The organism is Paenibacillus humicus NBRC 102415 (genome assembly GCF_004000905.1).
Classification (GTDB): Bacteria; Bacillota; Bacilli; order Paenibacillales; family Paenibacillaceae; genus Paenibacillus_O; species Paenibacillus_O humicus.
On record NZ_BIMD01000009.1, the window covers coordinates 31,123 to 53,627 of the forward strand.

The following is a 22,505-nucleotide window of genomic DNA, read 5'->3' on the forward strand; positions in this document are numbered from 1 at the left end:
CACATATGGGGTGATACAATATGTATCTGTATACGTCGAGAATCAGGGATCACCGGCTTGTCTTCAACGTCCAGACCGAGCATCTGAAGGAATGGATCGCCAGCCGGTTTCCGGAAGAAATGGATGAGCCGGCGGACGGCAGCGGTCAAGCCGTCGAATCCATCCACCTGTACATAACGGATTTCTACGGCTCCATGTACGATGACGGTCCCGTGGAGATCGAAGACAACGGCGAGACGGTGACGTACAAGCGGATCGACTACCGGATGGAAGTCTCGGCCGATTACGGCAGCGTCGATCTCAAGGTATTTGACGATCTGGCGCTCAAGCATGCGCTCATCACCTGGTACAGCGCCTGGCTGATCCACCGCCGCAAAGGCCTCCTGATCCATTCCTCCTGCGTCGTGGAGAACGGCAAGGCATGGATTTTCGTCGGCCACTCCGGGGCGGGCAAGTCCACGGTCGCCGAGCTGTCGGCGCCGCGGCCGATCTTGTCCGACGAGGCGACTCTCCTGCTGTTCGACGGCCAGGGCGGCATCGTCATCCAGGACTCGCCGCTGCGCAGCGAGAACGAGGAGCGGGGCGAGGCGAGCAGCTGTCCGCTTGGCGGCATCCATTTCCTCATCCAATCGCCGGAGGTGCAGAGAGTCCGGCTGGGCAAGGTGGACACCCTGATCGGCCTTATGGACAAGGTGTTCTATTGGAAGCACAGCAAGCTGGAGACGGGCAAGATGATCGCGGCATGCCGCGAGGTTGTCGAGAAGGTGCCTGCGTACAATCTCTATTTTCAAAAAAACGATGCATTCTGGGGGCAGATTTCATGACGATATCGGCAGGCCGGATCCTGCGCCGGCAGGAATCCGTCGAGTCGGCGGAGATGGACGGGGAGTGGGTGCTGCTTGATCTCGACAGCCACTCCATTACCAAGGTCAACGAGATGGGCGGTTATATCTGGGAGCAGCTGGAGCATCACAACACGCTCGGGCAGCTTATCGACCGGATCGCCTCCGAGTACGATGTCGACCGCGAGGTCGCCAGGCGGGACGCGGAAGTCTTCATCGCGGAGCTGATCCGGGTAGGACTGGTCACGCATGGATAGCAGGGGAGAGGATATGGCTCCGATCGTTGCCGCCTTGCTGCGCAAGCGCGGCAGCATCGAGCTGCCGTCCTTCGGGATGAGCATGTATCCCCTAATCCAGGAAGGCGATGTCAGCCGGTTCGTCACGACGGATGCGGCTGAGCTGGCCGTAGGGGATGTATGCTTGTTCGTCAATGCCTATGGAATCATGACCGGCCACAGGCTGGTCTCCATAGGAAGCGAAGACGGAGACGATGTCTTTCTGTTCCGGGGGGATACGAGCTTCATCCCGGATGATCCCGTGCCGGCCGGAGCGATTCTGGGAAAGTGGACGGGAGTCAGGAGCGGCACGGGATGGAAGCCGGAGAGCGGATTCCGCTCCCGGGCGCTGCGCCTGCTCGTGCTCCGCATCCCGCTGACGCGCAAGGTGCTGCGCAAGCTGGGCAATTGGAGCATGTCCAGGAAGCCACTGTACCGCTCCACATCATAGTGCGCCGGAGCCGAGCGCGGAAAGGCCGGTAGCAATCATGGCAAGGACACCGAAGCAGCACAAGGCAATAGTGGAAGGCGAGGCTGCGGGAGCGGCCTCCGCTCTCAGGCAGAGGCTTGATGGAGCCTGGCTCAAGCTGAGCGGGGACATCAACGAGGCGCGCCAGTTCGAATCCTACCGCATTCTGTTCACCGACCGGGAGGTCGCGGTTCTGAACGACAGGGGGCAGCTGCAGCGCCGCTACCCCAAAGGCATGATCGACGAGATCGAATTCCGCCAGGCCTTGTCGGGCGGCGCCTTGATCCTGATGACGAGGGACGGCATGCGGGAAGCGGGCCGCTTCTCCGCCGGCCATGCGGAGGCATGCGCCAAGGCGATGCCGGCCATCTCAGCGTGGCTCGACGAGCCGGTGCCTGTCCCGGGCTTCTCCCCGCTGCTGGAGACGTCCGCGCCTGCGTCTGGCAGCGGTCGGGACAGCGGCAGCCAGGCCGAGCAGGAACCTGCCTCCGACGCCCGCCGGCGTCCGGGCAGAGCCTGCGCCGTCTGCGGCAGGCGCCTGCTGCACCGGCGGACCAAGTGCCTGCGCTGCAGCAACAAGGCCAAGATGTTCCGGCGCATACTCGCTTATGCGTCGCCTCACCGCAAGCTGATGAAGGCCAGCGGCATCCTGCTGCTGCTGAGCATTCTCCTCGAACTGCTCCCCACCTATCTCATGAAGCTCCTGATCGACAACTTCACCTTGGGCGGAAATCCTTCGACGCTTCTCCTGCTCATCGGCGCGATGGCCGGCGCCCATCTGGCCGGTACGGGCTTGTCCATGGCCAGGAGCTATATCGGCCTGCGCTTCGGCGGCAAGCTGATGGGCGACATCCGCAAGGATGCCTTTGCCTCCCTGATGCGGCTGTCGCTCGGATTTTTCGACCGGAGGCAGGTGTCCCAGTTCATCGGGCGCGTCCAGAACGATACGGAGGAGCTCAAGCAGTTCCTGACGGAGGGATTCATCCAGATTCTGTCGCAGGTTTTGATGGCGGTCGGGGTGCTGGGCCTGCTGTTCTACCTCAACGCCCCTCTGACCTGGATGATCCTGATTCCGCTCCCCTTCCTCGCTCTCGGGATGCTCTGGCTGTGGCCGCGCGTGCAGGTCATGTGGTACTCGCAGTGGATGGGCACGATGGGAGTCAACAACGTCATCGGCGAAACGCTCCAAGGCATCCGGGTCATCAAGGCGTTCGCCCAGGAGAAGAGGGAGAAGGAGCGCTTCGGCAAAGCCAACGATCTGCTCGTCAAGAAGATGATCTCCATGGGCAATATGTGGATCGGCATCTCGCCCGTCTTCTCTCTGGTCATTGCGGCCTTCGGACTGCTCGTCTGGTATATGGGGGGCAGGCATGTCCTCGACGGCAGCATGTCGCTGGGATCGCTGACGGCCTATGCTTCCTACCTGGTCATGTTCTTCGGGCCGCTGCAGTTCATGGGCGCCTCGCTCGGAATGATCAACCGCGTCATGGGATCGGCGGAGCGGATCTTCGAGATCATGGACGCGCCGAGCGATACGCCGGACCGGGAGAATGCCTCCCCGCTGCCGGCCGTCCAGGGCGAGATCCGGTTCGAGGGTGTAAGGTACGGCTACGACAAGCAGCGGACGGTTCTCAAAGGAATCGACCTGGCCATCCGGCCCGGCGAGATGGTCGGCCTGGTAGGCCATTCCGGAGCGGGCAAGACGACGCTGATCAACCTGGTCTGCCGCTTCTACGATCCCGATGACGGCCGCATCTGCCTGGACGGGATCGATCTGCGGGATATCCGGCAGGAAAGCCTGCGCTCCCATATCGGGGTCGTGCTGCAGGAAACCTTCCTGTTCGACGGCACGATCGCCCAGAATATCGCCTACGGCATGAAAGACGCCACTCCCGAGCGGATCATCGAGGCGGCTCGGATCGCCAACGCCCATTCCTTTATCTGCGGATTTCCCGAGGGCTACGAGACGAGGGTCGGGGAGCGCGGGCACCGGCTGTCGGGCGGGGAGAAGCAGCGGATCGCGATCGCGCGGGCCGTGCTGCTCGATCCGGCGATTCTCATCCTCGACGAGGCGACGGCTTCGGTCGATACCGAGACGGAGCGCGAAATTCAGGAAGCCCTTGCCCGCTTGATCCGCGGCAGGACGACGATCGCGATCGCGCACAGGCTGTCCACGCTCCGCGGGGCGGACCGGCTGATCGTGCTGGACAACGGCCGCATAGCCGAGACGGGCACGCATGACGAGCTGTACAAGAGCAAGGGAACTTATTACAGGCTGGTGGAGTCGCAGAAGCAGATGACCGAGTCGCCTCAGGAGGTGGGATAGGGATGACGAACAATCTCGTTTATATGAACCGAGCCAAGCCGGACGACGTGCTGCTGTACCACAACCGCGAAGGCTATTTGAAGGCGGTGCGCGGCGGCGAGCAGATGGGGAGGGTGAAGCTGGTCCGATGTTTCCCCTATTCGCTGCCGGACCGGCTCATCTCCATCCGATCCTATGAGGACAACGTGGAGATCGCCCTGCTGGCCGAGCTGGATCTGCTGGAGGAGGAGAGCCGCCAGGCCGCCGTCCTGGAGCTGGAGCGAAGCTACATCATTCCCCGGATCGAACGGATCGTGTCCATCCGCAAAAAAGGCTCCGAGTGGATCTGGTCGGTCGAGACCGATTATGGCCCGAGCACGCTGCGCATGAGCATCCTCCATGAAGGCATCCATGAGCTGTCCGACGACAGATGGATCGTGACGGACGATGACCAGCGGCGCTACGAGCTGTCCGGGCTGGAGCGGATGGATCGGAACAGCCGGGAGCAGTGGGGCAAGATCAGTTGAGGACGAGCCTGAGCCTGTAGAAATGGACCGCAGAGCCCCGGATGCAATGCCTAACGGTATTGCATCCGGGGCTATTTGATCTATTAGTATCCCAAGAAGGAATTTGGCTATTTTCGTCAAATATGTAAGCGTATTCATACCGTGGAGGCATTCGACAAAAAAATGAGTTTTAGCCCTTGACGGGAATCGAGATTTGTCATAAATTATAGAAGGAGTTATGATACATTTCGTAACAATGGTTAGGGTCATTGAGAGCCCTATGCCAGCTGTCCGTCATGCAGCAAAATCTTGTCGTTGATGTCGTCGGATGAGGTCATAGTCATGGCGAGGGTACAGTCGAGAAGAGCAGTCGCCCGCGAATCCTGAGCTTTTGGTCCAGGAATCAGATACATTTCGTAACCCGAGCCGTCCTATATTTACTCCAAGGAGAGATGCAGCTTGACTGAGCAATTCCACTGCGTATGCTGCGAGAAGTTGATGTCCCGCCAGGAAGCGGAGATGCTGTTCAAAACCGGTTTCTACCGCCGTTCCTACCGTCTCGGCTACTGCCGGTCCTGCGCTTTGAGCCAGGATGCGGATGATTCGGACAGCGGCGTTGCCCATATCGAGATCGTGGCCTTGCCTGCGGAGCGCCGGACGAGAGAGGGAAGCGGATTTATCGGGCGCGGCAAGATTCTGACGGCCTGACATTTCCACAGAGCTGATCCTGCCTGAGCAAGGCAGGTTTTTCTTTTGCCCGGATCCGCTCCTGCCTTGCGTGCGGCAGCCTGCGGTCCGCTTTCCCGACCAAGGTCCAGGTTCCACTTACCCTGCTTGATGGTCTATAATACAACAGGATATGTAAACGGCTGGAAGGTCGATGAGGAGGTGCAAGTTTGGAGACGAGCGCGATCGTTCAATTCAGGAACGTGACCAAGAAAATAGGCGGCAAGACCATTATCGACGGCCTCACTCTGGATTTGCCGAGGGGGGAAGTATTCGGCTTTCTCGGACCGAACGGATCGGGCAAGACGACGACGATCCGGATGATGGTAGGCCTGATGAGAATGACGGAAGGCGAGATCCGCATCGGCGGAGCCAGCATCGCGACGGATTACGAGAAGGCGATCCGCCATGTAGGGGCTATCGTCGAGAAACCGGAGATGTACAAATACTTGACGGGGTACCAGAACCTGCTTCACTTCGCTCGGATGATTCCGGGAGTCGGGCGGAACCGCATCGACGAAGTCATTCGCCTAGCGGGGCTGGACAAACGGATCCACGACAAGGTGAAGACCTACTCGCTGGGCATGAGGCAGAGGCTTGGCGTCGCCCAGGCGCTGCTGCACAAGCCGTCGCTGCTCATTCTGGACGAGCCGACCAACGGCCTTGATCCCGCCGGCATCCGGGAGCTGAGGGATTACCTGCGCAAGCTCGCCGAAGAGGAAGGGATTACGGTGTTCGTCTCGAGCCATCTGCTCTCCGAGATGGAGCTGATGTGCGATCAGGTGGCCATCATCCAGGCCGGCAAGCTGATCGATATCCGATCGCTGCGCAGCGGCGATGGGTCTCAGGAGGCGGTGCCCGTACCGGTCCAGTTCGAGCTCGACCGTCCGGACGAAGCGCTGGCGGTCATCCGCCGGTCGATCCGTCCTGCCGGGGATGACGGGGGCAGGGAGATCCGCGCATCGGTAAGGGAAGGCTTGCTGGTCATCGACGCGCTGCGCGAGGATATAGCGGAGCTCAACGCTCTCCTGGTGAAGGAAGGCATCCGGGTATACGGAATCCGGTCCAAAGCGAAGTCGCTTGAGGATCAATTCCTGGAAGTGACGGGAGGTGAGTCGGTTGTTTGATTTCGGGAATCTCGTGCTCAACGAGAACATGAAGATCTACCGGCGCGCCCGGGTATGGATCATGTGGGGACTGATGGTCCTTGCGGTAGCCGCAGTATCGGGAATCGCCTATTCATCCAGTGCGAACCCGCCTTCCATGTGGCAGATGGTAGCCATCGAGATGATTGTGATGATGCCGCTTGTCAGCATTTTCGCCGTCATTGTCGCCGCTGACATCGTCGCGGGAGAATTCACGGCGGGAACGATCAAGCTGCTGCTGATCCGACCTTGGTCCCGTTCGAAGATTTTGCTGTCCAAGTATGCGGCGACGCTTCTGTTCGGTTTTTTCAGCATGGCGCTGCTGTATGCCGCGCTGCTGCTGGTCAATATCATCTTCTTCGGCTATGAGAAGGGCATCAAGGCGGCTGAGGTGTTCGGAGCCGCGGACCCTGCGATGTCGGCCTGGTCGTATTTCAACCAATCCTTCTTCATGCAGTTCATCTCCCTGATCGTAACCGTCACGCTGGCATTCATGATTTCGTCGGTGTTCCGCAGCGGCGCTCTGGCGATCGGACTTTCCTTGTTCGTCGTGCTGATGGGCAAGACGCTCGGCCAGCTGTTCGGGCTGATCGACCGCAAATGGGTCGATTACGTGCTGTTCCAGCATCTCGATCTGACCCGATACATCGGCATGGGCTCCAGCGGGGCGAACGGCGGCATGACGCTGGGCTTCTCTCTCGCCGTCCTTGCCGGCTATTATGTCATCTTCATGGCTTTGTCATGGTTCGTGTTTACGAGGCGGGATGTCGCCGCTTGACGGCTTTGTTTAACCGATGAACTTAAGTAATTTTATGGGAAAAAATAAGCGAGCCTCCGGATATGTCGATTTCTCCTGTTAAGGAGGGGCGGACATAGTCTTGGAGGCTTTTTTCGGTGCTGTAAAGAAGTAATGAATGAAATTTTCAATTCCTTAAAAAATATTACTTAATGTAAAATAATCAGTCTGAAAATGTTGAAATCCTAAAAATGGTGATTTATTTCCATGAAAATTATTTGTATTTAATGATTCGAATAAATACGAAAAATAGGAGAATTCGACCATACAAATATCGTAATAAAAATAATTATATAGTGATATATAGGTTCTAATTCCTAGCAGTTCAACTCGTTTTAGGACTTAAGAAATATAATAAATCGGGATTTTTCCTTGACCATTGTCTAAATATGGTGCTAGTATGGCCTAAGATTAATTTTCCATATATACAACAAATGGGGTGAAGAGTTGAGTAAAAATAAAGTTGGAAAAAATATAATTAAATGTACAGTAGCTGCTACTGTACTGGCTGGCAGTCTCTCAGGAATTCCTCTTTCTACGAATGGAGTTTCTCAACTGTTCGGTGTCCCTGTTGTCCGTGCGGCGAGCAGTTCGACTCAGTCGGATCTGCTGGGGAAAATCAAGCAATTGCATGAGGCTCTCGATGCTGCGGGGAAAGAAAATCTTGAGGCCGCGCTAAAGGCTGTCCAAGCGGTTCCAGACGACAGCAAGCATGATCTCATCCGGCCGGTAATCGGGAAATTCAATCTTACGGAAGATCAGAAGCATGTTCTAGGAGATCTGGCAAACGAAATCCTCTACCTGAACTATGATCCAGAAGGCGCATTCCTTGAAAAGCTGCGCAGCAATGAGGCATACCGAAAGGTTCTTGTTGAACTATCCTCTGCCGCCGGACTGGATACAAGCGTAAGTGTAGATGCTGTAATGGAATACTTCCTACATATCCAAGACCTCGCTCAGATCAAGCTGCTTGCCTTGAGCGCCGTTGAACTCTCTGCTCTGACCAAGGACGAGTCCAAGCAGGAGGCGTTTCTGGAATCGCTGCTGGCTGACGTTCGAAAAGAAGAAAACAGCCCGGTAAACAAGCTGTTGAATCACTACGGAATCAATTCCGAGGACTTGAAGGCAGTAAAAAACAACATCAGGGATGCAATCGGCCAGCCTGTATATAGCGCTGCCGTCAATTCTCTGGTCAAAGCTTATTTCAAAATCCTTGATCTGGATGCTGCAAATCCGGGAGTTCCTGTAGATCCTGTAGATCCCGTAGATCCCGTTGATCCTGTAGATCCACCCGTAAATCCTACCTATCCAACGGTTATCGTCACGCCTCCTGCATCGGATTTGGATTCGACCTTCAACCAGCTTCTCCAAAAGCTGGCCAATGCATCGGATTCCGAGAAGCAGGAGCTTGTGAAGCAAGCCGTCCAGCTGGCCAATGAAGAGCTGAAGAAAGTTCAAACCTTGGATGCATCCAAGCTTGCCGTAGTTGCCGGCAACGAGGCGTTGGTAGAGCTGGGTCCTGAGTTGAACGATCTGCTGGACAAAGCAAAGGCTATTCTGGACAAGCTTGCTGATTTCCTGAATAAAGCGGGCTCCAAGGAAAGCCTTCCATCCGTCGCATTCAAGATTGATCTTGGGAATGTTGCCCAGGAAACGGTTACGCTCAAGATTCCGGAAGCATCCATGCAGAAGTGGGGAGCGATTCCATTCGGTTCTCTGGATGTAACCGTGAATGGCTTGACCGCATCCTTCCCTCGTGCGGATGAGTTCCAAAAATCGTTTGCCTTCACGATCAAGCAGCAGGATGCTTCTCAACAAGCAAGTCTGAAAGCGTACAAGGCTGTTTCTCCCGTATATGACTTCAGCCTTACCCTTGGCGGAGTGGCGACGGAGAGCTTTGATCATCCGATCAGCCTGTGGATTCCGGTTGCGGCTTCGGCTGGAGTGGACAAGGAGCTGCTCAGCGCAGCCCGCATCGATAACGGAAGCCTGAAATTCCAGGGCGGGGAGCTGAACGGGGACTACTTGGTTGAGCCGCGCAATCATTTCTCTTCTTATGTCGTCGTGGAGAACAAAGTCGCTTTCAACGATGTCCTCTCCGTAAAAGCTTGGGCTGGAAGGCAAATCGAGGTTCTTGCCGCCAAAGGCGCGATTGAAGGCAGAGGAAACGGAAGCTTCGATCCTAAAGGCACCGTTACCCGGGCCGAGTTTGCGAAGATGCTGATTCATGCCTTCAATCTGGAGGGCAAATCGGAAGCGGGCTCGTTCAGCGATGTTCCAAGCCAATCCTGGTTTGCTCCGTATGTCGGGTACGCCGTCAACAAAGGAATCATCAATGGCAGGACGGCTTCGCTCTTTGCTCCGAACGCTCCGATCACCCGCGCCGAGATGGCGACGATGGTATCCCGCACGCTGAAAGCAAGCAATAAGATCGGCAAGGAAGCCGCGGCTGGGACGGACACGAATCTGGCTGCGTTCAAAGACGGCGCCAGCATCAACGCTTCCCTCCGAGAAGGCGCTGCTCTGGCAGCCAGCCTCAACATCGTCATCGGGGACAACGGCTATTTCAAGCCGAATGCTAATGCCAGCCGCGCCGAAGCGGCCGTCATGATCTACCGGGCACTGCAAGTCAAATAACATGTTCTTCACTTTCGTTGAAGAATAAAATAGTCGCCGTCTTCCTCTTTTGTTTGTTCTCCTAAGAGGAAGACTTTTTAAACTTTAGCTGTCGGCTGGCTATCATTCCGACCGAGAAGGGAAGCCCATGCGAAAAAAGACAAAAGTACTGGTTTGGACGGGTGCGGTTGTTGTCGTACTTGGTACAGGCGGTATTGCAACGACAAATTTTCTCTTGAATAAGTTTCTGGATTCCATGTCGGAGCAGGTCGTCGCGACTGCCGTCGGCAAATCAGGGGAAACAGATGCGTCATCGGAAGCGTCTGCAGATGAAGGTTCAAAGGAGAAACAGGCGGACGGAAACGTGCAAAAAGCAGCTCAAGAAACCGTTTCATCGGAGGAAGAAGCTCCTGCAGCGAAAAAAGAAGCGGCCAAAGATCCAAAAGGATATACGGCCAATCTGACCGGAGAAAAAATCAAGGAAATAAAGGAAGATGTCTCGGTCTCGGACAAAATGGACGTCATGGCGATTCTCCTGAAAAAGCTGAGCCTGAGCGACATCCGCAAGCTTCAGCAGCTGGCCCAGGGCGGCTTGACCCGAGAGAAGAAACGCGAAGCCCGTGCCATCATTCACGATAAAGTCACGCCGGAGCAGTATGACGAGCTTATTACGATTGCCAAGAAGTATGGCGTCAGCCAAGGCCGGAATTACGAAGAAGTGATCAAGCAGGAAGAACGGCTGCTCAAACAGGAAAAAAGCAAGTAAAAGCATAGAAGGTAATGCCTCCTGCACCTCTATCACTGGAGACACTCGGTCATGCTGTGGGTTATGAGACCTTAGACGTTCATCGTCGGGGGCATGATGTGAGGGCGGGTTGGATGCCCCCTTTTTTTTTATGGTAAAGAAATCGAGCTATATCCTTTAAAATAGCTGTCCAAACGTCGATTAAAGGATGTAGCTCGATTTCATTTACCGGCAGACTGGTCGTATTGGAGGGGATAGTATCAAAAAGATATTGCTGCTGGCTCAAAACTACTACCCCGAGATCGGTAGCGCCGCCAACCGAATCACGAATATGGCGAACGAACTCCAGGCTCTGGGGCACGAGGTTACCGTGCTGACTATGGAGCCAAGCTATCCTAATCGCAACATGTACAAGGACAGTCGCTTCTGGGAGCAGGACAAGCCTCCTTATCGGGTCATTCGCCTTAAAATGAGGACAAGGAAGTATAGTCATAACCTGTATAACAGGCTGCTGTTATACACGGAAATGATGTATAAATTTATTCGCACCGTGCGCAGGCTCAACCCTGAATATGATTACATACTGGCTTCAACGCCGGCTATTTTTGTGGGAATGGCGGGCATGGCGGCCAAAAAAAGGTTGAAATGTCCGCTGATTCTCGATGTCAGGGATCTATGGCCGGATTCGCTGCTGGGTACAGGCGCGTTCAATCACAGGCCGATCATCTTCCTGGCCGGCTGGATCGAAAAGCGGATTTATAGAGCAGCTAAGCATATTGTCGTAAACAGCGAAGGCTTCAAGCCTCATATCGTGAGCAAAGGAATCGAAGCGGACAAAATCAGTTTCATGCCGAATTCCTTGAACAACAAGGATATCGAAGCCAAGCCTTCCCTGCATAAGGACAATGAGGCGCTGACGGTGGTATATACCGGCAACGTTGGATTGGCTCAGGATTTGGACATCTTTTTGAAGGCTGCCGAACTCATGAGCAAGAGAAGAGATGTTAATTTCAAAATCATGGGTTATGGATACCGCTACAAAGAACTGAAGGACCGTGTGAACCAGGCTGGGATGGACAACCTGGAGATTATTGACGCCTCCAACAAAAAGGAAGCGGTCGAAGCCGTCAATCAAGCGGATATTGCCTTCGTTAGCCTGATTCCACAGAGAGTATTCGATAAAGTGCTCCCTGGAAAAATCGTCGATTATATGTCCATGGGCAAGCCGATCATCGGAGCCGTATCCGGATATTCCGCCGACCTCATCCTCCAGGCAAAATGCGGGTTCGTGTCGGAGGATCGCGATCCGATCGCAATCGTTGAATTCATCGAAAAGCTTCTAGCTAGCAAAGAATTGAGAATGAACCTTGGGAGAAGCGGATATGAATATGCTCTGCAGCACTTTCAATGGCAGCGAAACATATCCATTTTAGATCAAATATTGGAGAATGATTATGAGCAAGGGAATTTGCATGTTCGTTTGGAACCACTTTACAAATGATGCTCGAGTCATGAGAGAATGCTCCGCTCTTGCCGAGGCTGGCTACGAAGTGGACTTGATTGCTATTCATGATTTCAAAAATCCGCACTTGCCCAGGTTCGAAAGCCGAAAGGAAGGTTATTCGGTTTATCGGGTCCGAAGCTCATTCCGTTTTCTATCCGTTGTTGCGGGCATAGCCAACCGATTGAAAAGGCATCTGCGCCAATATCCAATCCTTATAACCATACCCTTAGGACTTGCCTTGGCAGGTCTTTTTTTTATTCCCCTATGGACTTGTTCGGCAATGATAGCCTGTGCTCTAGTTCTGCCAAGAAAAAGTCGAGGGTTTATCAACAAATCGTTGATCTTTCTGCAAATGGTCAGGCTGGGCTTGAAAAAGAAATACGACCTTTATCATAGCAACGATCTGAACACTTTGCCTCAGGGATATCTATGCAGCAGGATATGGAGAAAAAGCAAGCTCGTTTATGATTCACACGAAGTTCAGACGAGCCGGACGGGTTACAACAGTCCGATTTACGGGATGGCTGAACGTTTCCTCGTGAAGCGTGTGGACGTCATGATTGCAGAAAATCATACGAGAGCCAAGTATACGGAACAATTGTACGGTATTTATCCGAATGTCGTGCATAACTACCCGGAGATCTCCAGGCCTGAAGAGAGCAGCCAAGTTAACCTGCACGAGCTGCTTGATATTCCCCTGCATGAGCCGATCCTGTTATACCAGGGCGGAATTCAAATCGGACGAGGACTGGACAAGATTATAAAGGCGGTCCCATTGTTCGATCGCGGAGTGGTCGTGATGATCGGCGACGGGAAAATCAAGCCGGAGCTGGTTGCGATGGTACGGGAGCGAGGCCTGGAGCAGAAAGTGAGGTTTCTTCCTAAAGTGCCGGTGGAAGATCTGCTTCATTATACAAAAAATGCCTACCTCGGCTTCCAGGTGCTGAACAACATTTGCTTCAATCATTACTCCGCTTCCTCCAATAAATTGTTTGAATACATGATGAGCGGAGTTCCCGTAGTGGCCTGCTCTTTCCCCGAGATTCAGCGGGTTGTTGAAGGCGAGCAGATTGGTGTATGCGTGGATTCGCATAGTCCGGAGTCGATTGCAGGCGGCGTGAATAGACTATTGGGCGATGTACAGCTTTATAAGAGTGGGAAAGAAAACTCCTTGAAGTCAAGACAAAAGTTTAATTGGAAAAGTGAAAAAGAAAGCTTCATTAAGATATATAAGGAAGTGATTATTTAATGGAGGAGCCAAACAATACGTATTTTTTGAATGATAGGGATAAGGTATCTCTTTTATTAGCAGATGTTTTAAAACAATTGGATGAAAATAATCATATAATCAATAATCTTGAAAAAGAAATTCATACTCATAAGTTAGAAGTAGAGCAGTTAAATCGTAAGCTGGAAAAAATGAATACAATGAAAGTAATCGTAATGATGAAGTTTTATTGGAGATTGAAGAAAAAATTATCAAAGGCAGTGAAAATTAATGAAAAAAGACGAGCGTAGCCATAGCCAAATTGATAATAATCATCGTCTTATGAACCTGATTAAAAATCAACTTGATCCTAACATAATTAAATCTAAGCATTCGTTATTAAGAAAAAATTGGACTGCCTCTTCTAATGATATCACGGTAGTTAACGAAGCAAATGTACTTGTTATATCAAATACTAAAGAGACTAAAAGATATCTGTCCTACATAGAGAAAAACAACAGTTTCAGTGTCTATCCGAAGCATAGATTCCCGCTATGTTCAAAAGATTTTTTAAATATAAATATTGAAATGGAAGAATATGGCAACATAGAAATTAGTTTAATTGTCATTGAATATGATGAAAAAGAAAAAATAAATCAAATCGTGATGCCAGTCAATAGCAAGCGTAATGAGTTCCGGTTAAAGGATGAAACGAAAGCTGTACGATGCGCTCTTAAGGTAAATGGAAAAGGAACGGCTAAAATTAAAAGATTAGAGTTAATTCGAAAGCAACCTGAATTAAAAGATCTCTATGTACAAAACACTAAACCTATATCAAATAAACGTAAACAAATAATCAAATCATTAAAGAGCCTTAAAGTTGCATGCATTTTAGACGAATTCTCGAGAACTTGTTACGAGAAAAATGTCCAGCTGATTAATCTTACACCTTCCACCTGGAAAGAAACTCTTGATTCCGAAGTGCCGGATATTTTATTGGTTGAATCCGCATGGAAAGGATATCAGGGAACTTGGGAGTATAAAATTGCGACTTACAGCAATCAAGATAAAACAGACTTGAAGGAATTGCTGAACTGGTGCAGGGAAAACGGGGTTCCCACCGCTTTTTGGAACAAAGAGGATCCAATACATTTCAATAAATTTATAGATACAGCCCAATTATTTGACTACGTATTTACGACGGATAGTAACATGATTGCTGATTATCAGAAGAAAATTAAACATAATCGTGTTTTTGCCCTGCCTTTTTCTGCCGACCCTTCTTTGCATAATCCGGTCAAACTGCCTGAAGGCCGGAAGCACAAAATTAATTTTGCGGGTTCCTATTATTCGAACCGACACGAGGATCGGCAAAATGCGATGGATATTTTATTTAATCTTGCTTGTGAATATGAGTTTGATATCTATGATCGGAACTTCGAGGCTAATCTCAAAAACAAAAATAGTAATTTTCAATTCCCAGATTTCTTGAAGAATCATATCATTGGAAGCTTGTCTTACGAAGATATTGAGAAGGCCTATAAAGGTTATAGAATTTGCTTGAACGTTAATAGTGTCATTGATTCTCCCACAATGTTTTCGAGAAGGGTTTTCGAAGCATTGGCAAGCGGTACCCCTGTTGTGAGTACTAAGTCTAAAGGTATTCAAGCTATGTTTAACAACCTAGTTATCAATTCTAACGAGGTTCATGTCCTTGAAGAAGAAATGAATCTATTAATGAATGATGATCTCTATTACAGGCGCAAGTCTCTTGAAGGAATCAGAGAGATATATTTAAATCATACTTATCAACATCGACTTCAATATTTAGTAAACAAAATCGGAATCAAGGTTGAACATCCTTTGCCGATGAAACAGATTTGCATGGTTTCGGTCGTGCATTCTAAAGAAGAGTTTGAAAGAGTCTACAATTTATTTTCAAAACAAACCTGGAATGATAAAAAACTATGCATTTTTCTAGATAATTTTGAAGGATACATAGATATCCTTAATCATTATAATAACGATAAAGTGAACGCATATGTTTATTCTTATGCCGAATTTTATGGAAAAGCAGCCTCTTTCTTCGGGGATACTTATGTCTGCTATATTAATCCCAACGATCATTACGGCGAAAACTACCTGTTGGACATGGCAATAGCTATTGAATACAGCCATAGTGAAATAATCGGCAAGAGCAACAAGTACTGCTTCAAAAATAATGAGTTCATAGATAATGATGAAGATGAGTACGTATTCGTGATGAATTTGGAGCCGCATTCCTCCATGATTAAAGCGTCTATTCTCAAAGAAAACTTGTTTAAATGTTTATCTGATTTAAAAGAAAATAAAAATTTCAATAGGTACTTCCCTCAAGGACATAAGTTGTTTTCGGTAGATAAATTTAATTATATTCAGAATTTCATTTCCAAGCAGCCTGTCATATATGATCTATAAAAGAGGGTAATTATGCGACGTTTAAAAATTTTGCTCTATGGCGATGTTGACCTAAATCATCTGGATGGCTCGGCGATTTGGCTCCAATCTACTGCAAGAGTAGTGTCACAGGATCCAAACGTAGATGTGGATGTACTGCTTAAAGCAAAACCTATCAACGAGGTTGTATTATCTGATCTGAAAAAACAACCGAGAGTGAAACTAATTCAACATCATGATGTTATTACAACTCGAAGTAATAGATTGTCCATTGAAGATGCCATTCATGCTATTGAGAAACTTGATGGTCAAAACAAGTACCATTGTATTATTGTGAGAGGCTTTGATTTGGCAAAAGAGTTGTGTCTCAAGCCCTATGCTCAAAAAGTTATTCCGTATATCACAAATATAAAATATACAGGCAGTGTCATTAATACAGAAGATGCTTATGCATTGCAGAAGATATATCACAACGTTACTTATTTTTTCGTTCAAACGGAACAAGCCAGAGAACTGTTAGTTGAAAGTCTAAACGTGGACGGTCAGAAGTTTAGACTGTTATATCCTATGATTCCAGAAGAATTCAAGGTCGTGGATTCAAGGGCCCGTGTGAAGTCAAATACAATCGTATATAGCGGTAAGTTTGCTTCAGAGTGGTACATTGAAGAGATGTTGAATATTTTTGCAAGATTAAGAGCATTGGATTTGAATATGAAATTAAATATAGCGGGAAATAAATTTCAAGGTGATCTTGCCGCTAAAAAGAATGAACTGACTATGAGAATGCAACAAACAGAAGGTATTTCATGGACCGGCGCTTTATCCAGAAGTGCTGTTATTGATTTGGTTAGAAGTTCAGACATCGGCTTTTGTTGGAGAAGTGAAAGTATCGATAATGATTCAAGTACGGAGTTATCGACAAAATTATTGGAATATGGGCGGTTAGGCAAACCGACGATCGTAAGAAGAACGAAGCTGCATGAATCCATATTAGGTAAAGATTATTTTATGTATGCAGAAACTGAGGATGAGGTTGTTGAGAAGACAATTCAAATAATGAATAATGCTCAACTGTACAGGCAAGAATCAAGGAAAATTCAAGAGGCCTGTAATAAGTTTGGGTATGAAGAATCCTATAAGAGAATCAAGGAAACATTATGGAGCTTTAATAAGGACAAAATAAATGTGGTATTTGCAGGACATGATTTTAAATTTATTCAATCTGCTATTGATTATTTTGTAGTCCAGCCCGAATACGAGGTGAAGATTGATCCTTGGACGGGGCATAACAAGCATAACGAAGAGCATAGCAAGCACTGCTTGGAATGGGCAGATGTGATTTTCTGTGAATGGGGTCTGGGCAATGCTGTCTGGTACTCGAATCATAAGATAAAAGGTCAAAAATTAATTGTTAGAATGCATCGCCAAGAAATTGAAACAGTATTTCCAGTCAACTATCAACTGGACAATATTGATCATATCGTGGCAATTTCTCCCTACATCCTTGAGGAGTTTCACAGAGTTCTTAAAATACCCAGATCTAAATTTACTATGATTTACAATATGATCAACATTAAAAAATTCAGAAAAAAGAAAATTGAAAATGCGGATATTCAATTTAATGTCGGAATCTGTGGAATAATTCCCTCTCTCAAAGGATTTGACAGAGCATTGAATATTTTTGAAAACTTATGGGAAAAGAACCAAAGGTATAAACTATTCATTAAAAGCAAACTACCTCATGAACTTCCTTGGGTTCTTAAGAGGGAACAAGAAAAGCTGTACTACGATAATGCCTTTAGTAGAATAGAGCAAGCTCCCTGGAAGAATAACGTCGTATTTGATCCTTCTGGGGATGATGTGAATGAGTGGTTCAGGAGAATTGGTTTTATTCTTTCTACTAGTGAATATGAGAGTTTTCACTTGGCTCCAATGGAAGGCATGGTTTCCGGCAGTATCCCAGTAATTTTCAATTGGCCTGGAGCAGAAACGATTTATCCCAAGAAGTATATTTTTGAGAATGAACATGAAATGTCTGCATTTATTTTTGAATCTAAATATGATGTGACTTCTAGTGATATAGAAAAATATCCAATTACATATTTTGATGAAAATAAAATCTTAAAAGAAATAAAAAGACTAATAGATATTTGAGTTCTATTTTTATTTGAAATTGAAAGGGTGCCATTGATTGAACTTTGAGTTAGAATTACAAAAGAAAGACAAAGAAATTGAAATCTTGAAAAGTAAACTTCGCTCTTTTTCTGGAGAAGATATTTATGTTGGAGAAAAAGAAGTGAAATATGTTTTCAAAAAAAGAAATAGTGATTATTTAATTGTTGGATTTTCTGGAATACCGAAAATAGGAACACCTCCAAACTATAATTATGCTAAAACTCTTGTGAATACTGAGATAAACCAACTTTTTATTTTGGATCATCATGGAATGATCGGATGTTATTATCTTGGAGAAAACAAAGAATTTGCTGTTGAAAGATCCGTTTATGAATTAATAGAAAAAATCAGAGTCGAAAATAACATTTGTAAGGAAAATGTAATTACATTTGGATCAAGTAAGGGGGGGTATGCTGCTCTTTATTTTTCCTTTAAGTATGGCTATGGAAATGTAATTTCAGCTTCTCCTCAAACCAAATTAGGACATTATCTAATTGAACAAGTTATTGCGGGTGCCTATATTGCACATTTCATAGCTGGTGGAACAAAAGATAATCATAAAAACTATTTAGATAATTTACTTTTTGATGTAGTAAAAAAAGCTGAGAAGTCTCCTAATATACGAATTCATGTAGGAGAAGGGGAAATGCATTATAAAAAACATGTTATTCCCTTGCTGGAAGAGTTTGATAAGTGCGGTTTTAAATATATATTAAATTTAGGTCCTTATTCTAGTCATAATGATGTTGCTACGTTCTATCCACCGTATCTCCTAGAGTCTATTGAAGAAATCACCAAAGGTTAAATCTAACTTCTGAGAAAGTTTATTTAATGGGGGTATTCACGTGAAAATCTGTACCATAGGTCTCGGTTACATCGGTCTGCCTACCTCAGTCACCTTCGCTCAGCACGGAGCCGACGTCGTAGGCGTAGACGTCTATCATAAAGTAGTAGAGACATTGAACTCCGGCAGAATCCATATCGAGGAACCGGGGCTGGAAGAAGCAGTCAAAGATGTGGTCGAAAGGAAGAAGTTCCGAGCTTCATTAATGCCGGAAGAAGCAGATGTCTTTATCATCGCTGTTCCGACTCCGAATATCGATGATGAGCATAAATCCTGCGACTTGAGCTATGTGCTCCAAGCAACAAAGCAAATCCTTGCCTACGTTAAAAAGCACAATGTAATCATAATTGAATCGACGATCGCCCCGCGGAGCATGGATGACCATGTGAAACCTCTTATTGAGGCCGCGGGGTTTGTTGTTGGTAAGGACATTTATCTGGTTCATTGCCCCGAAAGAGTGCTGCCAGGTAAAATCTTGCATGAGATCGTCCACAACAATCGCATTGTCGGCGGCGTTACGGAAGCTTGCGCGGAAGCGGGGGCGAATGTCTACCGGACATTCGTCAAAGGTGAAATCATCAAAACGAATGCCCGCACGGCGGAAATGTCCAAGCTGATGGAAAATACCTTCCGGGATGTGAATATCGCTCTCGCCAATGAATTGACGAAGGTTTGCAACGATCTGGGCATCAACACGCTGGAAGTCATCGAGATGGCCAACAAACATCCGCGGGTCAATTTGCATCATCCCGGCCCAGGTGTAGGCGGACACTGCCTGGCGGTTGATCCTTATTTCATCGTCGCCAAGTCGCCGGATCTGGCCAAGATCATTCACCTTTCCAGAGAGACCAATTCATCCATGCCACACTACGTGGCAGCAAATGCAGAGAAACTGGTCAGGGGGATCCACAATCCGAAAATAGCGGTCTTGGGAGTTACCTATAAAGCGGATGTGGATGACATCCGGGAAAGCCCTGCCATGGAAATCGTAGAGCTGCTGTCGGGAACGGGCTTCCGCTTGTCTATTCATGATCCGCATGTAAATACTCTGGATCCGAGATTTGTCTCCGCCGAGGAAGCTCTGAGAGATGCCGATCTTATCCTTCTGTTAACGGTTCATACCGAGTTTCGGGTCATGGACTTCAGTCCGTATGTGAAGGGAATGAGGAACCGGCTGCTGTTCGACACGAGGAATAGTGTGAAGCCGGAAAATGCTCAAGGATTGCAAACAGTCAATTTCGGAAACTTATATCAGTTTGTAAATAATCTTGAAACCGTGATTGCATGAATTTTTTGAACATCGTAGCAAAGGAACATTTTAAAAACCGCTATATGATCGTAAGAATCGCCTTGTTTCAGCTGAAATCCACTTATATGTCCAATCGTTTAGGCTTGCTTTGGGTGCTTCTGAATCCGCTCAGTCAATTGGCCGTCTATTGGGTTGTTTTTGGATTGGGGATCCGGGGGGGAGCTTCCGTAGAGGGAGTTCCTTTTGTCCTCTGGCTGAGCTGCGGCCTTGTTCCTTGGTTGTTTATCGGCTCAGGAATCGTGCAGGGAGCCAACTCAGTCAGCTCGCAGCTAGGCCATGTATCCAAAATGAAGTTTCCGCTGAGCGTACTTCCTTCCATCACCATCCTTACACAGCTGATCTCTCATTTGATTATGCTGGTTATGGTTTTGATTGCGGTCGTCATTAAATATGGCTTTTTCGGATTATCTTATTTGGGAATCGTTTATTATCTGATCGCATCATTGTCCCTTTTATCCGCGTTGGCTTTGTTTACCTCGACCGTTTCGGCATTTGTCCGCGACTTCAGGTTTGTGATCGGCGCGGTTACAAGAGCCCTGTTCTTCATTACTCCGATCATGTGGACGGTAAACGCCAAGACGCCGGAGCTGCTGAAAAAAGTGATCCACTACAATCCCGTCACTTACTTAGTGGATGGATACCGCAATGCGATGCTCTTCAATCAATTTTATATCGCTACGGCCTATACCGCCGGATTTTGGCTGGGAGTAGCGGTGTTGTTTGTGTGGGGCGCGTTCATCCATGTTCGATTCCGCAAGCATTTTATGGATTATCAATAGAGGTGTTGACTAAGCGTGCATCAAGTCCAGTTTCAAGAGGTAAGCAAATCTTTTCGGCTGCATTCCAGCATAAATGAAAAGATTCGGGATTTATTTTATATCAAGAAGGATTTCCCTGTTCATCATGCTCTGCGCAGTCTGACTTTTGCGGTCGACCAGGGCGATGTAGTCGGAATCATAGGGCTGAATGGCGCCGGCAAAAGCACGTTGTCCAACCTTATTGCCGGAGTGACGATTCCCTCCAGCGGTTCGGTTCACATCAACGGAAACGCCGCTCTTATCGCGATATCCTCCGGTCTGAACAACCAGCTCAACGGCCTTGAAAATATTGAGCTGAAAGGGTTGATGATGGGATTGTCCCATCAGCAGATCAAAGCGATAACGCCGGCTGTGATCGAGTTTGCCGAGCTGGGGAAATTCATTCATCAGCCTATCAAAAGCTATTCCAGCGGAATGAAGGCCAGACTTGGATTTGCGATATCGGTTCACATCGATCCTGACATTCTCGTCATCGACGAGGCTCTTTCCGTAGGGGATCAGACGTTCAGCGACAAGTGCCTGGCCAAAATAAATGAATTCAAAGAGCGGGGAAAAACGATCTTTTTTATCAGCCATTCTCTGTCGCAAGTCAAGAGCTTCTGCGGCAAAGGGCTCTGGCTTCATGACGGCGAGCTGAAGAAATACGGAGATATTGAAGAGGTCGCAGCGGAGTATGAGCGGTTCTTGAAGCATTATCAAGCTCTCTCTCCGGCAGAGAGGACCGAACTCAGAGCTTCGCACTGGGGAGAATTTTAAGAATAGAAATGGGGATTTATGATGTGGAATCGATTGAAAATCGGAGTTCTGGCGACATTGCTCGCCTTCATCGTCCAGCCGCACTATGCTCAAGCCGCCGCGTCAACGGTAAAAACGCAATCTGTTGCCTATGAGACCATATTTGACGGCAGAACGCTGCAGATGCCTGACAATCAGTATTTATTCACCTACCAAGGTACTTCTTACGTTCCGATCCGTTATATCGCGTACGGTCTGCTCCAGTCCGTTCAATGGAACGCCTCGACATCTACGGTAACGGTATCCAAGCCGACAGACAAAGAACAGGTCGTTCTGAGGGAGTATTTTCTCAATGCGATCGGGGCTTCCGGAGCGCCGGCTTCGATCGGGAATCAAAAGCTGTCCATTACACCGGCTAAAGCTTCGTTTGTCTTTTACGGAGTGAAAAAACAGCTCCCTGCCGGCCAGACGGCTTATATGCTGAATAACAGCCTGTATGTTCCCATCCGGTTCATGAGCGAAAGCACGGGCATGAATGTGAAATGGGACAGCTCCAGCAAGCGGATCACCATCACTTCACCGGCACCGGCTTCCGACAAACCGACGGAGCCTAAGCCGGAAGATCCTGGTTCCGGCAATGCCGCTGGCAGCGGCAATTCCGGCTCGACCGGCAATGCTTCGGGAGGATCGGCGGGCGGCGGCATCGTGATGCCTTCTCCCCCCGCTTATGAGGATGTCAAATTCCGGGCGGACGCCAAGCTCCAGACTCTGTATATGAACGCCAAAACGACTTTCCTCAAGCTCGGGCAGCAATATGTGGACACGTCGGATAAAGCTAAGCGAGCCGCTTTGAAGAAACAAGGCGAAGCATCGCTGGCCAGCTTCAGCTCGCAGTTTGATTCCCTTGTCTCCCAAGTGGAAGCCGAACTGAACAAGTATGGCTACAGCACGTCAATCATCCAGGAGTACCGTCAGAAATACAACGAAGAATTGGACGCAGGCCGTGACCTGATGAGCGACATGATGAAAGGCTGATTTAAAAAGCCCAGCAT

General features: G+C 48.6%; 19 protein-coding genes and 1 pseudogene. All 20 read left to right on the top strand.

Annotation, left to right across the window (positions count from 1 at the left end; genetic code table 11):
* The first annotated feature begins 20 nt into the window (after positions 1-20).
* The 20 genes and pseudogenes from PHU01S_RS08380 (at position 21) to PHU01S_RS08475 (ending at position 22,488) form a co-directional block, all read left to right on the top strand.
* Entirely contained in the window at positions 21-824 is an 804-nt protein-coding gene (locus PHU01S_RS08380; RefSeq protein WP_021877355.1) for a hypothetical protein, read from the top strand.
* Positions 821-1,099, top strand: coding sequence for a PqqD family protein (locus tag PHU01S_RS08385; protein WP_048744811.1), 279 nt, complete (start codon positions 821-823; stop codon positions 1,097-1,099). The genes PHU01S_RS08380 and PHU01S_RS08385 overlap by 4 nt, the downstream gene beginning before the upstream one ends.
* A gap of 13 nt (positions 1,100-1,112) precedes the next feature.
* Positions 1,113-1,568 (top strand): S24/S26 family peptidase, encoded by a 456-nt coding sequence (locus tag PHU01S_RS08390; RefSeq protein ID WP_127507125.1) that lies wholly within the window; start codon positions 1,113-1,115, stop codon positions 1,566-1,568.
* Between the two features lie 37 nt (positions 1,569-1,605).
* On the top strand, positions 1,606-3,912 hold the full coding sequence (locus tag PHU01S_RS08395) for an ABC transporter ATP-binding protein (RefSeq protein ID WP_127507127.1): 2,307 nt from the start codon (positions 1,606-1,608) through the stop codon (positions 3,910-3,912).
* Between the two features lie 2 nt (positions 3,913-3,914).
* On the top strand, positions 3,915-4,418 hold the full coding sequence (locus PHU01S_RS08400) for a DUF1854 domain-containing protein (RefSeq protein ID WP_021877359.1): 504 nt from the start codon (positions 3,915-3,917) through the stop codon (positions 4,416-4,418).
* A gap of 438 nt (positions 4,419-4,856) precedes the next feature.
* The gene (locus PHU01S_RS08405) at positions 4,857-5,105 is read left to right on the top strand and encodes a hypothetical protein (RefSeq protein WP_076359433.1); all 249 of its coding nucleotides are present in this window, start codon (positions 4,857-4,859) and stop codon (positions 5,103-5,105) included.
* 188 nt (positions 5,106-5,293) lie between these two features.
* A complete protein-coding gene (locus tag PHU01S_RS08410; protein ID WP_127507129.1) occupies positions 5,294-6,250 on the top strand; it encodes an ABC transporter ATP-binding protein in 957 nt (318 codons plus the stop codon).
* Positions 6,234-7,046, top strand: coding sequence for an ABC transporter permease (locus tag PHU01S_RS08415; RefSeq protein ID WP_232317021.1), 813 nt, complete (start codon positions 6,234-6,236; stop codon positions 7,044-7,046). Before PHU01S_RS08410 ends, PHU01S_RS08415 begins: the two co-directional genes overlap by 17 nt.
* A gap of 993 nt (positions 7,047-8,039) precedes the next feature.
* Positions 8,040-9,701, top strand: a complete 1,662-nt coding sequence (locus tag PHU01S_RS26865) for an S-layer homology domain-containing protein (protein ID WP_218032431.1) — start codon at positions 8,040-8,042, stop codon at positions 9,699-9,701.
* A gap of 127 nt (positions 9,702-9,828) precedes the next feature.
* Positions 9,829-10,446 (top strand): hypothetical protein, encoded by a 618-nt coding sequence (locus PHU01S_RS08425; protein WP_127507133.1) that lies wholly within the window; start codon positions 9,829-9,831, stop codon positions 10,444-10,446.
* Between the two features lie 250 nt (positions 10,447-10,696).
* Positions 10,697-11,926 carry a glycosyltransferase family 4 protein gene (locus tag PHU01S_RS08430; RefSeq protein ID WP_127507135.1) on the top strand — a complete coding sequence of 410 codons (1,230 nt, stop codon included), beginning with the start codon at positions 10,697-10,699 and terminating at the stop codon, positions 11,924-11,926.
* A complete protein-coding gene (locus PHU01S_RS08435) occupies positions 11,877-13,178 on the top strand; it encodes a glycosyltransferase (RefSeq protein ID WP_127507182.1) in 1,302 nt (433 codons plus the stop codon). The genes PHU01S_RS08430 and PHU01S_RS08435 overlap by 50 nt, the downstream gene beginning before the upstream one ends.
* Positions 13,178-13,447 (top strand): hypothetical protein, encoded by a 270-nt coding sequence (locus PHU01S_RS08440; RefSeq protein WP_021877367.1) that lies wholly within the window; start codon positions 13,178-13,180, stop codon positions 13,445-13,447. Before PHU01S_RS08435 ends, PHU01S_RS08440 begins: the two co-directional genes overlap by 1 nt.
* Positions 13,428-15,593, top strand: a complete 2,166-nt coding sequence (locus PHU01S_RS08445; RefSeq protein WP_049869260.1) for a CgeB family protein — start codon at positions 13,428-13,430, stop codon at positions 15,591-15,593. The genes PHU01S_RS08440 and PHU01S_RS08445 overlap by 20 nt, the downstream gene beginning before the upstream one ends.
* Before the next feature lie 12 nt (positions 15,594-15,605).
* On the top strand, positions 15,606-17,726 hold the full coding sequence (locus PHU01S_RS08450; RefSeq protein ID WP_049869261.1) for a glycosyltransferase: 2,121 nt from the start codon (positions 15,606-15,608) through the stop codon (positions 17,724-17,726).
* Positions 17,727-17,763: 37 nt separating this feature from the next.
* Positions 17,764-18,552, top strand: a complete 789-nt coding sequence (locus PHU01S_RS08455) for a hypothetical protein (RefSeq protein ID WP_021877370.1) — start codon at positions 17,764-17,766, stop codon at positions 18,550-18,552.
* A 40-nt stretch (positions 18,553-18,592) separates the two neighbouring features.
* On the top strand, positions 18,593-19,879 hold the full coding sequence (locus PHU01S_RS08460) for a nucleotide sugar dehydrogenase (RefSeq protein ID WP_127507137.1): 1,287 nt from the start codon (positions 18,593-18,595) through the stop codon (positions 19,877-19,879).
* Positions 19,876-20,679, top strand: a complete 804-nt coding sequence (locus PHU01S_RS08465; protein WP_021877372.1) for an ABC transporter permease — start codon at positions 19,876-19,878, stop codon at positions 20,677-20,679. The genes PHU01S_RS08460 and PHU01S_RS08465 overlap by 4 nt, the downstream gene beginning before the upstream one ends.
* Before the next feature lie 15 nt (positions 20,680-20,694).
* Positions 20,695-21,471, top strand: a pseudogene (gene tagH / locus PHU01S_RS08470) (teichoic acids export ABC transporter ATP-binding subunit TagH); the annotation flags it as partial.
* A 36-nt stretch (positions 21,472-21,507) separates the two neighbouring features.
* Positions 21,508-22,488 (top strand): copper amine oxidase N-terminal domain-containing protein, encoded by a 981-nt coding sequence (locus tag PHU01S_RS08475; protein ID WP_164763023.1) that lies wholly within the window; start codon positions 21,508-21,510, stop codon positions 22,486-22,488.
* Positions 22,489-22,505 lie beyond the last annotated feature (17 nt).

Coding starts and splice junctions, on each gene's coding strand:
- PHU01S_RS08380 (WP_021877355.1), top strand. CDS start 21: ATGTATCTGTATACGTCGAGAATCAGGGATCACCGGCTTGTCTTCAAC.
- PHU01S_RS08385 (WP_048744811.1), top strand. CDS start 821: ATGACGATATCGGCAGGCCGGATCCTGCGCCGGCAGGAATCCGTCGAG.
- PHU01S_RS08390 (WP_127507125.1), top strand. CDS start 1,113: ATGGCTCCGATCGTTGCCGCCTTGCTGCGCAAGCGCGGCAGCATCGAG.
- PHU01S_RS08395 (WP_127507127.1), top strand. CDS start 1,606: ATGGCAAGGACACCGAAGCAGCACAAGGCAATAGTGGAAGGCGAGGCT.
- PHU01S_RS08400 (WP_021877359.1), top strand. CDS start 3,915: ATGACGAACAATCTCGTTTATATGAACCGAGCCAAGCCGGACGACGTG.
- PHU01S_RS08425 (WP_127507133.1), top strand. CDS start 9,829: ATGCGAAAAAAGACAAAAGTACTGGTTTGGACGGGTGCGGTTGTTGTC.
- PHU01S_RS08440 (WP_021877367.1), top strand. CDS start 13,178: ATGGAGGAGCCAAACAATACGTATTTTTTGAATGATAGGGATAAGGTA.
- PHU01S_RS08445 (WP_049869260.1), top strand. CDS start 13,428: ATGAAAAAAGACGAGCGTAGCCATAGCCAAATTGATAATAATCATCGT.
- PHU01S_RS08450 (WP_049869261.1), top strand. CDS start 15,606: ATGCGACGTTTAAAAATTTTGCTCTATGGCGATGTTGACCTAAATCAT.
- PHU01S_RS08465 (WP_021877372.1), top strand. CDS start 19,876: ATGAATTTTTTGAACATCGTAGCAAAGGAACATTTTAAAAACCGCTAT.